Annotated in this window: 11 protein-coding genes and 1 CRISPR repeat array; of the genes, 1 reads left to right on the top strand and 10 read right to left on the bottom strand. The window is 55.8% G+C overall.

Annotated elements, in window-relative coordinates; all coding sequences use genetic code 11:
* The first annotated feature begins 24 nt into the window (after window positions 1–24).
* Window positions 25–1,197 (top strand): NnrS family protein, encoded by a 1,173-nt coding sequence (locus JOD69_RS03445; protein WP_077728106.1) that lies wholly within the window; start codon window positions 25–27, stop codon window positions 1,195–1,197.
* 198 nt (window positions 1,198–1,395) lie between these two features.
* Window positions 1,396–4,457: direct repeats of the CRISPR family, unit length 37 nt; unit sequence GTTTCAATCCACTCCCGGCTATTAAGCCGGGAGATAC.
* Between the two features lie 190 nt (window positions 4,458–4,647).
* Here the strand turns inward: JOD69_RS03445 and cas2 are convergent.
* The 10 genes from cas2 to JOD69_RS03395 form a co-directional block, all read right to left on the bottom strand.
* Window positions 4,648–4,938 (bottom strand): CRISPR-associated endonuclease Cas2, encoded by a 291-nt coding sequence (gene cas2 / locus JOD69_RS03440; RefSeq protein WP_077731135.1) that lies wholly within the window; start codon window positions 4,936–4,938, stop codon window positions 4,648–4,650.
* A 7-nt stretch (window positions 4,939–4,945) separates the two neighbouring features.
* Window positions 4,946–5,980, bottom strand: a complete 1,035-nt coding sequence (cas1c, locus tag JOD69_RS03435) for a type I-C CRISPR-associated endonuclease Cas1c (RefSeq protein WP_077731136.1) — start codon at window positions 5,978–5,980, stop codon at window positions 4,946–4,948.
* On the bottom strand, window positions 5,977–6,618 hold the full coding sequence (gene cas4, locus JOD69_RS03430) for a CRISPR-associated protein Cas4 (RefSeq protein WP_077731137.1): 642 nt from the start codon (window positions 6,616–6,618) through the stop codon (window positions 5,977–5,979). The genes cas1c and cas4 overlap by 4 nt, the downstream gene beginning before the upstream one ends.
* A complete protein-coding gene (gene cas7c / locus JOD69_RS03425; protein ID WP_086135262.1) occupies window positions 6,615–7,610 on the bottom strand; it encodes a type I-C CRISPR-associated protein Cas7/Csd2 in 996 nt (331 codons plus the stop codon). Before cas7c ends, cas4 begins: the two co-directional genes overlap by 4 nt.
* A gap of 24 nt (window positions 7,611–7,634) precedes the next feature.
* Window positions 7,635–9,383 (bottom strand): type I-C CRISPR-associated protein Cas8c/Csd1, encoded by a 1,749-nt coding sequence (gene cas8c, locus JOD69_RS03420; RefSeq protein WP_086135264.1) that lies wholly within the window; start codon window positions 9,381–9,383, stop codon window positions 7,635–7,637.
* Window positions 9,376–10,113: a type I-C CRISPR-associated protein Cas5c gene (gene cas5c / locus JOD69_RS03415; protein ID WP_077731140.1), complete on the bottom strand. Its 738-nt coding sequence runs from the start codon at window positions 10,111–10,113 to the stop codon at window positions 9,376–9,378. Before cas5c ends, cas8c begins: the two co-directional genes overlap by 8 nt.
* A gap of 100 nt (window positions 10,114–10,213) precedes the next feature.
* The gene (locus JOD69_RS03410) at window positions 10,214–12,511 is read right to left on the bottom strand and encodes a CRISPR-associated endonuclease Cas3'' (protein ID WP_168183891.1); all 2,298 of its coding nucleotides are present in this window, start codon (window positions 12,509–12,511) and stop codon (window positions 10,214–10,216) included.
* Window positions 12,512–12,588: 77 nt separating this feature from the next.
* Complete coding sequence (locus tag JOD69_RS03405) at window positions 12,589–13,011, bottom strand: type II toxin-antitoxin system VapC family toxin (protein WP_077731142.1); 423 nt, start codon at window positions 13,009–13,011, stop codon at window positions 12,589–12,591.
* The gene (locus tag JOD69_RS03400; RefSeq protein WP_077731143.1) at window positions 13,008–13,304 is read right to left on the bottom strand and encodes a type II toxin-antitoxin system Phd/YefM family antitoxin; all 297 of its coding nucleotides are present in this window, start codon (window positions 13,302–13,304) and stop codon (window positions 13,008–13,010) included. The genes JOD69_RS03405 and JOD69_RS03400 overlap by 4 nt, the downstream gene beginning before the upstream one ends.
* Before the next feature lie 373 nt (window positions 13,305–13,677).
* Window positions 13,678–14,673, bottom strand: a complete 996-nt coding sequence (locus JOD69_RS03395; RefSeq protein ID WP_348529942.1) for a WYL domain-containing protein — start codon at window positions 14,671–14,673, stop codon at window positions 13,678–13,680.
* Between the last annotated feature and the right edge of the window lie 125 nt (window positions 14,674–14,798).

Below are 14,798 nucleotides of genomic sequence, written 5' to 3'. Positions count from 1 at the left end.
ATCGTACATTGGAGCGACTGATTTATGGACCCTATCCATTTCGATTCCCGCGTTTTGTTCAGCTATGCCTTCCGCGCCTTTTTCCTGCTGGTGGGTGTTTACGCCGTTCTGGCTATCTCGGCTTGGGGGCTTCACCTTAGCGGAGTCCTGGCCTGGCCGGATGCATTGCCCGCCGCGGTTCGGCACGGGCATGAAATGATCTTCGGGTTCGCCGGAGCAGCGATTGCGGGGTTTTTATTGACAGCCGTCGCTACCTGGACCGGCCGGCCTCCGGTTGCGGGAACGCCACTGATGATACTGTGTGTGCTTTGGGGCGCGGCCCGGATAGGCGCTTTCCTTCCAAGTCTTTTCGGCAGCAGTTTATGGGCTTCGGCCAGTGTCCTGTTTTGGGGAGGAATGCTGGCGCTCGTTTCCCGCGAGGTCATCGCGGTCCGGAATACCCGAAACTATAAAGTGCTGGGTTTGCTATTTGCATTTCTCGCAACCGAGGCATATTTCTTCTTCGTGGCATCCGGCGATGTGGCGGGACAGGAGGCCGCATTGCGCATCGGGTTATGTCTCGTGATCGGCATGATCCTGCTGATCGGCGGCCGGATCATTCCCAGCTTCACTCAGAACTGGCTGCGTCTGAATCGTCCTCAGCTCGGGACAAGTTTGCCTCCCTTCGACCGATTCGAGGGCACCACCGTCGCGGTAAGCCTGTTGTTTGCCCTAGGCTTCGTTTTTTGGCCCCACTCGGCGGAAATCGGCTCACTGGGCGTCATTGCGTCCGTATTCCAGTTCATCCGCCTCGCTCGATGGCGCGGTTGGCTGGCCTATCCGGAACCGCTGCTCTGGATTCTGCACGTCGGCTATGCCTGGATACCCATCGGGCTGGCCTTGCTCGGAACGAGTCTGCTGTTCGATCATCCGGGACTTTGGGATAGCGGTCTGCATGCGCTCGGCTACGGGGCTATCGGCACGATGATTCTGGGTGTCGCGGCTCGAGTCGCGCTCGGCCACACCGGACGGCCATTGCGAGCCTTTCCTTCGATGACCGCCGCTTTCGCAATGATGACCCTCGGAACCGTTTTCCGGCTTTTCGCGCAACCGGATGGTCTACCCATGTTAGCCGCGATAGGGTTCTGGGTCGCGGCCTATCTGCTGTTTCTGGTGCGCTACCTCCCCATCTTGCTCGCACCGCGCCTCACGTCTTAAGGAAGCTCTGAACAAGTGGATTCCGTTCATGCCCCTTCGACAGGCTCAGGAGAGCGTTCGACAAGCCTGTCCTGAGCCGAGTCGAAGGGCTCACCACGAACGGAATCAATACATTACCGTTCGTCCTGAGCCTGTCGAAGGACTTGATCAGAGCTTCCTTAACGGTCTCGACTGGGATGTTGGTATTTCCCTGGTGAAGTTTCAATCCACTCCCGGCTATTAAGCCGGGAGATACCGTCAAGCTGAGGAAAAATCAACGCGTCCAACAGCGGTTTCAATCCACTCCCGGCTATTAAGCCGGGAGATACATGGAAACGCGGATTTTTAAACGCTGAGACTTGAGTTTCAATCCACTCCCGGCTATTAAGCCGGGAGATACCGCCGCTTGATATTGCATCGATGTAGCGGCTAACTGGTTTCAATCCACTCCCGGCTATTAAGCCGGGAGATACCACGCCAACCCGGCGCACATCGTTTACGAGTGCGTGTTTCAATCCACTCCCGGCTATTAAGCCGGGAGATACCAATTACGGCGGGTGGCCGCACATCCCGCTCAAAGTTTCAATCCACTCCCGGCTATTAAGCCGGGAGATACGAGCATGAATCAGCCACAGCACGACCGCGGCGAAGTTTCAATCCACTCCCGGCTATTAAGCCGGGAGATACGGTGTGGAAACAGCCAGACGCCTGGCCGTGGAATGTTTCAATCCACTCCCGGCTATTAAGCCGGGAGATACTCAGGACCGTGGCCGAGCTGATCGGCGATCTGGTGTTTCAATCCACTCCCGGCTATTAAGCCGGGAGATACGGTGGGCCACGTCGATGAAAATGTCCTGGCCGTAGTTTCAATCCACTCCCGGCTATTAAGCCGGGAGATACCTTCTGAGCCGCGGCTACGACATCGATCAGGCCGTGTTTCAATCCACTCCCGGCTATTAAGCCGGGAGATACGCCCGGCACTTTGCAATACCAGGAGGATGACTGATGTTTCAATCCACTCCCGGCTATTAAGCCGGGAGATACTAGAATCTATGGGACAAAGATACCGAAGGGCACAAGTTTCAATCCACTCCCGGCTATTAAGCCGGGAGATACCGCCCTCGGCGATGGTGGCCGCCGGCTTCGGCGTGCGGTTTCAATCCACTCCCGGCTATTAAGCCGGGAGATACCCCGGCTATAGGGATGCCGGAATATGGCGCTATGTGTTTCAATCCACTCCCGGCTATTAAGCCGGGAGATACGGCCCCAGCCAGCCGTTTCTAAGCGCCTCGTGCGAGGTTTCAATCCACTCCCGGCTATTAAGCCGGGAGATACCCCATCCGCACTGCCGATTGCCTCATGAGTGACGAGTTTCAATCCACTCCCGGCTATTAAGCCGGGAGATACGCTCCGCGGTCTCCTTCGAGAGGCCGGCATCCGACGTGTTTCAATCCACTCCCGGCTATTAAGCCGGGAGATACGGTCCGGTAATTGTCTCGGAAGGTCAGCCCGATCGGTTTCAATCCACTCCCGGCTATTAAGCCGGGAGATACGGACCGACGTCCTCGCGGTGCCGGCGGGATTCGTGTTTCAATCCACTCCCGGCTATTAAGCCGGGAGATACACGGTAATCCGGAGGTCACGGCCGGGATGACGGTGTTTCAATCCACTCCCGGCTATTAAGCCGGGAGATACGTATTTGGGCGAACTCATCGCAGCCATGGAAAAAGTTTCAATCCACTCCCGGCTATTAAGCCGGGAGATACACTGCTCCCGCACCTCGAAATGCGGCTGGGACGAGTTTCAATCCACTCCCGGCTATTAAGCCGGGAGATACCTTCAGCAGGGAGAGCATCCGCGATTGCAGCCGATGTTTCAATCCACTCCCGGCTATTAAGCCGGGAGATACTCGATTGTTACTCACGAATTTTTCAATGTTCATGCTGTTTCAATCCACTCCCGGCTATTAAGCCGGGAGATACGCGTTAAAGCGTCAAACGCTGTTAATTCGTAGTGCGTTTCAATCCACTCCCGGCTATTAAGCCGGGAGATACGCTTGAAATTAAAATTCAACACGTTTTACGATTTAGTTTCAATCCACTCCCGGCTATTAAGCCGGGAGATACGCCCGTGCTGCTGGTAAATCCCTCGAACAGTTCGGTGTTTCAATCCACTCCCGGCTATTAAGCCGGGAGATACCTTTGAAGAGTGGTATGACAAGATTGGCCAGTTTCGGGTTTCAATCCACTCCCGGCTATTAAGCCGGGAGATACGCACCGTTACGCGGGAATATGGGCCGCAATTGTACGTTTCAATCCACTCCCGGCTATTAAGCCGGGAGATACTTGTGCAACGGGAGCCATTATCGCGCATAGTAAAGTTTCAATCCACTCCCGGCTATTAAGCCGGGAGATACGCTATTGGGGTTATTTTTTTACGTCCGATTCGCTCTTGTTTCAATCCACTCCCGGCTATTAAGCCGGGAGATACCCTTGTAGCGGGTGCTGTCGCCGTACTGACTCGTGTTTCAATCCACTCCCGGCTATTAAGCCGGGAGATACAAAAAAAACAAAACAAATACTATGCAACCGTTTCTGTTTCAATCCACTCCCGGCTATTAAGCCGGGAGATACAAACAATTGTTGATTCTCCCCAATGAATAGCCTTGTAGTTTCAATCCACTCCCGGCTATTAAGCCGGGAGATACCTCACGGCAACACTTCAACCTTGGCCGACACCTCGGTTTCAATCCACTCCCGGCTATTAAGCCGGGAGATACCCCGTTTTCTTGGTCTTTTCCACGTCCCGCGCTACGGTTTCAATCCACTCCCGGCTATTAAGCCGGGAGATACATTCTACCGCCTGTCTGCTTATACCGGATTTCATGTTTCAATCCACTCCCGGCTATTAAGCCGGGAGATACATCCGGTCGTAACCCCGCGATGCCGCCCGAGTGATGTTTCAATCCACTCCCGGCTATTAAGCCGGGAGATACCTAAACTCATTCATTTTTACTTTCTCCGCCGTTAGTTTCAATCCACTCCCGGCTATTAAGCCGGGAGATACACGATTAAATTCGGCGTGAATGTTCGACATGTTTTGTTTCAATCCACTCCCGGCTATTAAGCCGGGAGATACGACGCTGACCTAATCGTATTGGCCGACTCGAACGGCGTTTCAATCCACTCCCGGCTATTAAGCCGGGAGATACTCGCATTGAAATCGTTTTTGTTTATGCCAAGATGTTTCAATCCACTCCCGGCTATTAAGCCGGGAGATACAGCCTTTCGGCAAAGCAAGAATAAATCAGGAAAAAACGGCAGGAAAGCGCGAACGGGAGGACCGGGAGTGTCAAAGCCGGAAGAAATTTTGAATTCTTGGCAACGAAAGGGAATAAAGTCATAAGTTTATGGTCTGCGCGAATGTCCCGGCATTTTGCCATTGCTTCCAGTTCGCGCATCGGCAGAGCACTCATACGATCAAGGTATCCGTAAAGTCGACCGCCTTGAACTTGCCGAATTCCATGACGTTTTTTTCAAGCGGCTCTACGATGCGGTAAATCCGCAAGCTGTCTTCCTCTTCATTGATGATGTCCAGCAGGTCGTTCTTCAAGATTTCCAGTTGCATCGGCTCGACCTTGCACTCGAACACCGATTTTTGCACACGCTGACCGTAGTTGAGGCAGACCTTGGCGACTCGCCGGAGCCGTCGGCGGCCTTCCGAGGTTTCGGTCGAGACGTCGTAACTGACCAGAAGCAACATGTTTACCTCAGCGGTTCAGGAAGGGAACGTAGTGCGGGATATCGCCGCGTAGATAGCGGGCCAACAGCCTCGCCTGCAATTGCGCCAAGAGACCGATGGATACCTCGGCATCCAGCACCGGATGCTTCAAGGTTTCCTGCTTGCGGGTTTGATACGCGGCGATCACGGTCTTCCGGCCGCTGTCGTTGAGCAGCACCGCACCGCCTTCCCGTTCGTCGAAATCCTTGGGTTGAATCTGGCCGCGATTGATCAGGGTCAGCGCGAGCCGATCGCACAGGGGCGCGCGGAATTCCTCCAACAAATCGAGCGCCAGTGCCGGACGCCCCGGCCGAACCGCGTGAAGGAATCCCAGTTGCGGATCGAGCCCGACCGTTTCCAGCGCCGATCGGCAGTCGGCCAGCTTCAAGGCGTAGAGAAACGAGATCAGAGCATTGAAGCGGTCTCGCGGCGGGCGGCGGTTTCGGGTCGAGAAAGGAAAAGCTTCGCGGGCCGACGGCTTCATCAGATAGGGCAGGGCATCGAAGTAAATGCGCGCGGAATCGCCTTCGAGCCCCCGCAACGTGTCGAGATTGTCCGCTTGGGGGATCTTGCGGATCTGATTGGCGATGAGACGCGCCGCCTGAACCAGTGCGTCCCGCTCCGGCGGGCTGTCGGTTTCCCGTGCACCCCGCATGAGCACCTGGCGGCTGTTGCGCAGCTTGCCGGCGACGGTGGCGCGGGCGATTGCCAGCGTTTGCGACTCGTCGTCGGCCGCCCGATACTGGGCCTGGCGCAGCAGCACGTTGCCGTTGACCGGGCCTTCGAGCCGTGCCTTGAAGCGTCCCGACCGGTCCAGCCAAACGATGGAGCGGCCATCCTCCGCGCAGCGCCCCAGCAGTGCCGGGCTCAGCATTACATGATCGAACAGCACGAAGGCTCCCAAATGATGCAGCGGTACCTGTAGCCGTTTTTCCTCTTCGATCATCACACACACGGTTTCGCCTTCGAGGCGCAAGTATGCATCCGGCGTGGTGATGTAAAGGGTGTTGAGAAGAACGGTCATACGGCGTCCTCTTCAGGCTGGAACAGACCGGCTGCCAATTTCGATACATGGGCAACCGCCCGCAGAAGCTCCGGTTCGCATATCGTCTTGAGAGAGCATTCCCCGCAACGCCGTGAGTCCTCGATAGGAGGTGGGCTGACGCCTGCGGCAAGCATCGAGCGAATTGCTGAGGCCGTCTCTTTCACCAGCGAGCGAAGGGAATCGTCGATAATCACTTCGCGCCGTCGTCGCGATTTTTGGTGAAAGATCGCTCCCTTGGGCGCGAGTTTGCCGGTTATTTCTTCCACGCACATGGCTTGAGCTGCGAGCTGCAGGTCATCGTTTAGCCAGCGCCGTTTGGGACCGTGCTTGTATTCCACGGGATAAATCGTTCCGTCATCTCGAAACTCCAGTACGTCGCATTTCCCGGTCAGCCCCAAGCGATCCGACCAAACGGGTACCGCATACTCGACCCGGACATCGGCTTTGTGTTCATAGCCGGCGTTATCGACCCGTTCGTGTTCCCGCGATCCGCTCACGGTATGCACGTTGTCCGTGAACTCGCCCTCACCGTGAATGAGGAAGCAGCGCCGCGCGCAATAGGCGTATTGGTTGAGAGCGGAGAGGGGGATGAGATCAGGTGGTTTTGTGTCGGTCATTGCTTGACCAACGCCCCGCGTTCAGCGTCCCACATCCAGAGTTCTACACCGGCGGGGATCCTATCTGCGCGGACATTGATTTCGTAATCGTTGAAGCGACGGGGCGATGCCGTCTCAAGTTGTTTCTTCAGCCAAATCTCGATTACTTTGCCTTCCTCCGGGGTCCTGCCAATATCCAGCAGCTTGTGAGCGGGAGCGCAACCGAGCATCGCTTGGCGTTTGCGCTGTTCCAGATTCGAATCGGTGCCGACATGCTTGAACACGTAAAGGCCGCGACACGACATAAAACCCTTGCTGGCGGAACGGTCATGGTCGTACATATTGGCGAGCGCCTCCCAAAACAAGGCCAAATCGTCGTCGCCGAAGCCTGTATCTTGGGCTAGATTGGCGCTGATGAAACCCTTGGCAGCATAGAGACCATAGGGAATCAGGTTTTTGCGGCCCATGGTGCGGAGTTTGTCTTCGGGCTGTTCTTCCTCCCACTGCTGAAATTCCGCCGACGTTTTTGCGCCTTTGACGTCCTCGGCAACGGCCATGCGCGTAATGGAAATATCCAGCGGCAGGACCGGGTCGAGCGATCGGGCGAAAGTGAATTGGACCGGGCCGCGTACCTGACCAGCGTTAGCGCCGGTGCTCATTACGGCGCCGAATGTGCGTACGTCGAAAAAGCTTTGGCACATCCATTTCCTAGCTTCGCCAACCTTTTTCTTGGACGCTCCTTTTTCCGGGATACCCCCGGTTTCTTCATGCGCCTTAAGTATCGGCCGGTTCATATTGGTGGCATGCTCCACCAGAATGGCGTTGGGCATCTGGTTATTTCGCGCTATCTGTACATAGTTCCGCACCCGCCGTTTCAAAGCGACATCCGAAACCAGTCCTCGCATATCTTCGGGATCGATCCTGGGCGCATTGCCCGCATCCGGGTCGCCGTTGGGGTTGCCGTTTTCGCAGTCGAACAGAAACAGGAATTCGTAACGGTTTACGATAGCCATAGTCCGTGATCCTTGTCGTTGTTGTTAGTCTTGTGATTCGGGTGAAGTGCTTTGATCAGTCTCTATGCCTGAATTTCTATTGCCATTGCCTTTGCCGGCATTCAATGCGGCGAGCTGCTGGTAATAACCGAGGGCGAACAGGCTTTGATTTTCCAAGGTCAAGGTGCCTGGAATTTGGTCGCGAATCCGGCTCATTACGTCGGCGATCTGGTTTTCGTACCACCACGCCAAGCCTCCCTCCAGCTTGCTTAAATGATTTTTGGCGTTCGCGGCCAATCGTCCCAATACCAGTCCCGGCGTTTGGCTGGCGGCCGTGTAGTAGCGTTGCACGACACCGGCGCCGACATCGCCCAGAGCGGCTCGTTGCAGTCTAGCGAAGACGGCCAGCAAACGGCCGCAGTGATAGGCGGAGTTTGGATGTTCCGGATTCAAATATGCGCTCATGGCTCGATCTCCTTGTCGGATGTGAAAGGCTTTCAAGAGACCCATGCGGGGATGGGATGCGAGGTTGTGGTTGATGACGTCGATGCGGGCGCGCAGAACCGCTTGCGCCAAAGCGAAGGTTGGAATCGGCGCGCCGGTTATCGCCGCTCGCCAAAGCTGTTGGAGCCAGGGCGAAGGTAAATCCTTGAGATCGCGGACCAAGCTTCCGGCTACAGCGAGAAACTTGGGCGATTTGGCCACGCTTTTGCCATCGCGGGTAACGATGGCCAAGTCATCGAACCAATTACCAACACGCTCAGTAAGCTCCTCGAAACAGCCCTGCATTACGTCCCGCACCATGACTCTGCCGGCTTGGCCGGATAGCATCAGGGCGACATAACGATTGTTGGCAAGGTCGGGGCGCTTGCCCTCGCGGATGGCTTCTAGCAGATCGCGGGCCAGGGCTTCGGCGCCTGCGGCGGTCAGTTCCGGTGCTTCGGTTATCCAGCTGAGCGGATTCTCTTCATCAGGTAGTTCGGGAGTCTCGGTGTACCAATAGACGGCAAGAGTGTTGGCGAGTTTGACGCTCTTTTTGGCGATGAGCTGTTTGAGGGTTTCCGTGTAGGCCGTTGCGATTTCCTCGGACATGGCGGCGTTGGCCGATTGATCCAGTCCGTAGGATTGAAATGCGGCTTTGTCGAAACCCACCAGGACGTCACCGGCAGGGAGACCCCCTACGCTTGCCAAGCCGCTGATTTTGGGATGAGTAGGGGCTGGCTCGATCAGTTCCCCGGTAACGAGACAGCGCATCGGCGATGCTTTTCTACCTTTTGCGGTTCGTAGGCCCGAGCGGAATGTCCGCCACCAGTTCCGCCATTCGTCTCGTTCTAAGGGAGTGATGGAGTCGATACGCAGCGTTGCGGTTTCGGTGAACTTGGCTTTAGCTCCGCGCAGTTCTTCCCGAATTGCTGCCAGCGCCTCGGGATTTTCTAGAAGGCTCGCCGCAACAGTCAAATACGGCGCATGCTCCGCGGCCTGCTTAAGTAGATGAATGAAATACGCGTGCTTTGCTTCGAACTTGGCTTTCTCTTTTTCGTCGGCTTTCGGATCAAGATACAGAGCGACAGTAGGGAGTCCTTCGATCAGGAAATGACTGCGTACCTCACCGCCGCCGACCAATTCGGGTTGGGTCAGATTCGGGCAGGAAGAAAATGTACGGCCTCTGCCTTCGCCTAAAGAGACCAGCCCGGTAAATTGCCCTTCGCTCGTGCAGGTAATCAGCCATTTGACGGTCTTTTCGGAAAAGCCTGGCTCGGAGTTACCGGCTTGCTTAAGAACCGAATCAAGCATGTCCGGCTTCCTCGTTCTTACGGACTTCGGAACTGTTATAGGGCGGAATTTCGATCACTCCGCGTGACATTCGAGCGTGGAATACGCTGATGGAGGGTTTTCCGAAAGAATCGTTGGCAAGATTCAAGTCGAATACGTCATACAGCATCCAACCCAAATCCAAATCGAGGCCGATTGCTGGTTTCCGCGGAGAGGTCTCGTCGACGGGTTCGAAATAAGCCGGGAATTCGCGGCAGCCGAAATAGGGCTGGTAAAAGCATTTGCCGGTTCGTGCACGGCGGGCGAATTGTTCGTCGAGTTCGCGAATGTCGTGGGTTTCGTGTCGTAACCGAATATGGGCGTGAATCCGGTAGCGCACGTCTTGAAGCGCCATGGTTTGCCTTTGTGTGCGCCCTTTCTGATCGGTGCCGAGGGAGTCCCGATCGCCGTCCGCCCACAATGGTTCGGGTTCCTCTCTTCGTTCCATCCATGCCCACAGCGTGCGTTCGCTGGGAGCTTTGTCTTTTACTTCATTGCGGCGCAGAGCGACGTATTTCGGAAATGCCAAAACTTCTACCCGCTCTATTTGCCAGTAGAACCCGTAACTCCGTTTGAAATAAATCGCGTCGAAGATGCCGCGGGCGGCGGACGGCGTAATGACGGGGTAACTGAAGCGCTCGACCTTCATTTCCGGCCTGGTGAAGCAAGCGAAATCGCCCCACACTTCCAAGCAGTGCGTTTGTCCACGCATGAGTAATCCCCCCTTTGTCATAATTCGAACGAGCAATGCACTCGATCAATTGTAGTAGTGAGTCTTATTCGGCGGCTGATGACTGATTTAATCGCATGGTTCATGCAATCCACAAATTCAAGCTTTCCGGCGGCATGAAACCCAATTGCGGATGATAGTGCTCGGATTTCGCGGCGATATACCATTCTTCTTGTCGCCCCCGTCGCCCTTTTTTCAGAGTCTGAACTTCCAACAGACTGTCCCATACCGGGCTACCAGATTCGGGGCGAAACAGGCTGACAGCGAGCGGTCGTGCCTTTCTGATGAACTCTCCGGTTAATCCGGTTTCTTCCGCCATCCGGAGGAGTTCTTCGAACAAGGCCATTTCTCCCTGGTAGGGCACTATTACGTTAATGGCATCCTGTTCGATCAGGCGGTAAGTGCGAGCAACATCCGGAAAGGAGCCTTCCCGGACATATTGGAGGAGTTCCTCCGTTTTTTTCGAAGCCTCCGGTTTTCCGATGTCGTAAAGCTCCCGATAGTAGGCCGTGATGAAATCGGGGTTATCCAATGTCATGCCTTCCGGCCCGAACCGCTGTAACAGCATCTTGGTGATTTGCGCAGCTTGGCGGTAACCGCCCGGTGGATAGTTTTCGTCTTCGGGCATGAATATCCGCAGCTCTCCCAAATCGACGAGTCTTCCCTCTCGGTTGCAACGGCCTTCAGCTTGGATGATAGCTTCGAGCGGGCCATAAGCGCGAAAAACCGATGGGAAGTCCAGGTCCACACCGGCTTCCACGCATTGGGTGGCGATCAGGCGTACTGGTTTATCCGTGGCAAGCCGTTCACGGATATCCGCCAACAACACTTGCCGGTGCGCAGGGCAAAGATTTGTGGAAAGGTGAAAGGTATTCGGATCGTCGAACTCTTCCCAAAGCTTACGCGCGTGACGCTTGAGATTGACGATGCACAGGATTTGCTGTTTTTCACGGATTTGCTCGGCCAATTCCGGCCAAACTACGGGCTGGCTTGGATCAGCCCATATTCTTTTAACTCGCTGCATCGGTGTAAATAGGCGCTCCGGTGCCGGAACGACTTTTTGAGGCTGCCAGTCCGCTGGCGCATGCGTTCGAACATGGGCGTGCAAATGCTCGAACGCCGGCTGCGTTGCCGTCGCGAACACGACGCTGCTCTTATGGGCGTGAGCCAAGTGAGTAAGCGTCGCCAGCGTCGGTACTGCCAGCGGCGCGGGCAGCGTTTGGACCTCGTCAAACAGAATCACGGACCGGGGCAGGCGGTGAAGCTTGCGGCAGGCGGACGGCCGGTTCGAAAACAATGATTCCAACATCTGCACGCTGGTCGTAACGATGATCGGCGCATCCCAGTTCTCCGAGAGTTGTCGCCGTCGGCGTTCGTCGGAGTCACCAAATTCCCCCTCCGCATCGGACTCGCACTCTTCCTTCCCCAAACCGGCCAGCGAGTGATGTTCCAAGACATAGTCGGTACCGAAGTGCGGTTCGAACAGACTTCGGTAAATGGCAGCCGTCTGTTCGATGATCGAGAGATACGGGATGACGACGACCACCCGTCGTAATTCGTATTTCGCAGCATGCGCCAGGGCGAAGGCGAGCATGGCGAGGGTTTTTCCGCTGCCGGTCGGTGCCGTCAGTGTGAATAGCCCCGGCGGATGTTCCGCGGCGCTCAGGCAGTCGTCGCGCAGCCATTGTCGGACTTTTGCCACTCCGGGATCGGCCTTCGAACTGCGGCCGAGTTTGTCGATATGGGCCAGCAGAATTTCCAGCGCATCGCTAGCTTGCAACTTCGGCCCGTCCGGCCGGTGGCGCTTGCCGTCCGGTCCGCCTTGGAAATGTGCTTCGGTGTCGAGGAAATCGGCATCGACCAGGGCGGAGAACAGCAGGCGAATGTCGAGCATAAGATCGAAGCCCGATCTGATTTCCGTTCCACAGACAGTTTTCTCGGGCTTTGCCGGAGTCAGACCGTCGGCGAGGAGGCGTGATTTGAGGGTTGCCAGATCCGTTTCACTCAAACTGAGTTGTTGGGGATGGCTTTGAACGAGCTTGGTCGGGTTTAGTTTCGCCAACTCGGACCCGCGCAAGTATTGCAGGCCAATGTGATGACCTTGAATCGCCAGCGCCGCAGCGACGGCTTGATAGTCCTTTTGTAGCGCCAGCCAAGCACCTATCGACCAGTGATCCAGTCCATGGTCCTTTCCTTCAAGCCGTGCCTGAAACCGATCGCCATATTTCCCGAGGTCGTGCAAGAGCCCGGCAAGGCCGGCTTCGTCCGCGAAGCTGGAAGCTTCCGCGAATTTTCCTGCGAGTTTCGAAACGTCCCGCAAATGCTCTGCTAGTGGATGCTTGGATCCGGCCTTGTTATCGCTGTGTGCATAGTAGATCACCGCACCTCCATACATTTACATGGACTCCAATAAGGGATTTGGGCCTTTTACATCGTCTTCGGGCAATGTGATTTCCTTCAGCCCGCCAAACCGAAAACTTTGAGATAACCTTCCCGCGCATACTCGGCGATCTTCTCGTCGGCGGTCATCAGATGCAGCCCCTTGACTCGCGCAATAGCGATAAGAAAACGATCAGCGGGATCGCCGTGGATCGATCCGGGAAGCTGGGTGCTTTCCACCGCGCTTTCGGCATCCAGAGGCAGTGATCGAAGCCCCGGTAGAGCCGTTGCGTGCTCGACCCAAACATTGAACGCCGCCGAGAGCGTAAGTCTGCGTTTGTTCTGCAACATGCCGATTTCCCAAATGGAAATCGTGGAAACGAATAGTCTCGACTGTCGGCGCATGGCTTCGATATGTGCGACCGCATCCGCCGGCAAGCGCTCGGAATTGCCTTCCGCGTACCAAAGCCACGCGTGGGTATCCAGCAACAGTCCGTTCATTTATTTGCCCGGCATCCATCGTTGGGTTGTCCACCCGGCGCGAGATCACGGTAGAGATCATCCTCGTCGCCCGTTAACGCGCTCCAGGGTTCGTCGATAGGGGAAACGACATCGCCCAGAACGGTGACCGTGCCTTTCATGTAACCGAATTGGGTTTCCGACGGTTCTTCGATCGGTACCAGTTTGGCAATCGGTTTGCCTCGCTTGGTGATGACGACGGGCTCATGGGTTTTGCTGACCTCGTCCATCAGTTTCAAACATTTGGCTTTGAATTCCGCTGCGGTGATTTCCATGATTGATACCTCGATACTATATGACCAGTTAATATGGTCATTGTATCGAATTCTCGGCTTGGTATTTATCGTGCCGTTCCGTGCTTGTTTCTTAGTTCAAGCTGCTGAGTTTGATACCGCGTCGGATGTACGTCGGAATATCGTAGTTGACGCGCGCCGAAGCATCCGGCGTTTGGCGGGATAACGGGCTCGGCTGTAAAGGACAGGCGGGATGGCTGGTGGCGGAGCTTGCAGAAGCCCGAGCGTTCCGGATTTTGCGGATGGAAGAGAAGACGTTGAACATAATCGTATCTCCGATGGGTGTAACGACGGAGATACTCTACGACAGGTAGTCGCTCAGGGTGTGAGCCACTAACCCTATCGGTAAAAATTTTTATTCGTAGCGGGCCGCCATTGCCCGAACCGTTTCTTGCAGTTTGCTCCTGAGCGATTCGGGAGCGAGGACTTCGACGTCCGCGCCGTGTTTGAGGATGTCCATGATCAGTTCGCGGTCGTCGGCGTAGGGGATTTCGAGGGTGTAACTGCCGTCCGGCTCGAACCGGGTCTTTTGCTTGGGATGCCAGATTTCATGGCTGACCCAGCGCGCGCGTTCGGGCGTAAAACGCAATTCCGCCCAGTGGATTTCGGCGCCGGAGAAGATGCCGTAACCGGATGCCAGTTCTCGATCCAACTCTTCGTCCGGGATGTCTACGGCGGGTTCGTTCAGCGCCGATGCGGAGCGGAGCGCATCCACGGCGAAACTTCGGATCGCTTCACGGAGATGGCACCAGGCGTCCAAATACCAGTTTTCGCGGTAGTGGATCAGGCGCTGCGGCGACACCGTGCGTTCGGATGTTTCATCGGTGCTGCGGTTGTAATGGACAATTCGCAGCCGGCGGCGTCTGAGCAGAGCCGTCGCAACCACTTCGAAATGCTGTAGATCCACCGTTCGCCGTGCGACATGGAACACCCGGACCCGTTTTTCGACTTCCTGCCACTCGTGATCGCCGGCGCCGAGCAGGGCATTGAGGCGGGCGAGCAGCGGCTGGATATGCGGTTCGAGCAGCCCGGGCTGAAGGTCTGCGAGCAGTTGGCGCATGGTGAGGAGAGCATGGATTTCCGAGGCATTGAACCAAAGGCCGGGCAATTCGTAGGCCGCATCGCCGCTATGGGGCCCGAAGCGGTAGCCGCGGGTTTTTCGGTCCCAAACGATCGGCGCGTTGAATCGATTGCGCATATATTCGATATCACGCTTGAAAGTGGCTGCCGATATACCCAATTCTTCAAGGAACGCCTTTTGAGAGACGTTTTCCCGCTCGCGGATCAGTTGATCGATTTTGTAGAAGCGTTCGGTGCGGTCCATGTTCTTTTCTCGAAGCTGGTTGCGCACGAATCTTAACCCAGGAAAAACGCGGATTCGCGCAACTCTTTCACATGTGGTGGGGGAGCGTTGATCTTGACATGAAATATTCGACGGCTATGATTAGCACTCGTTTTAGTCGAGTGCTAACAAAG

Source organism: Methylocaldum sp. RMAD-M (assembly GCF_017832375.1).
Classification (GTDB): Bacteria; Pseudomonadota; Gammaproteobacteria; order Methylococcales; family Methylococcaceae; genus Methylocaldum.
The sequence above is the reverse complement of the archived record's forward strand: the minus strand, read 5'-3'. Positions and strand labels throughout refer to the sequence as shown.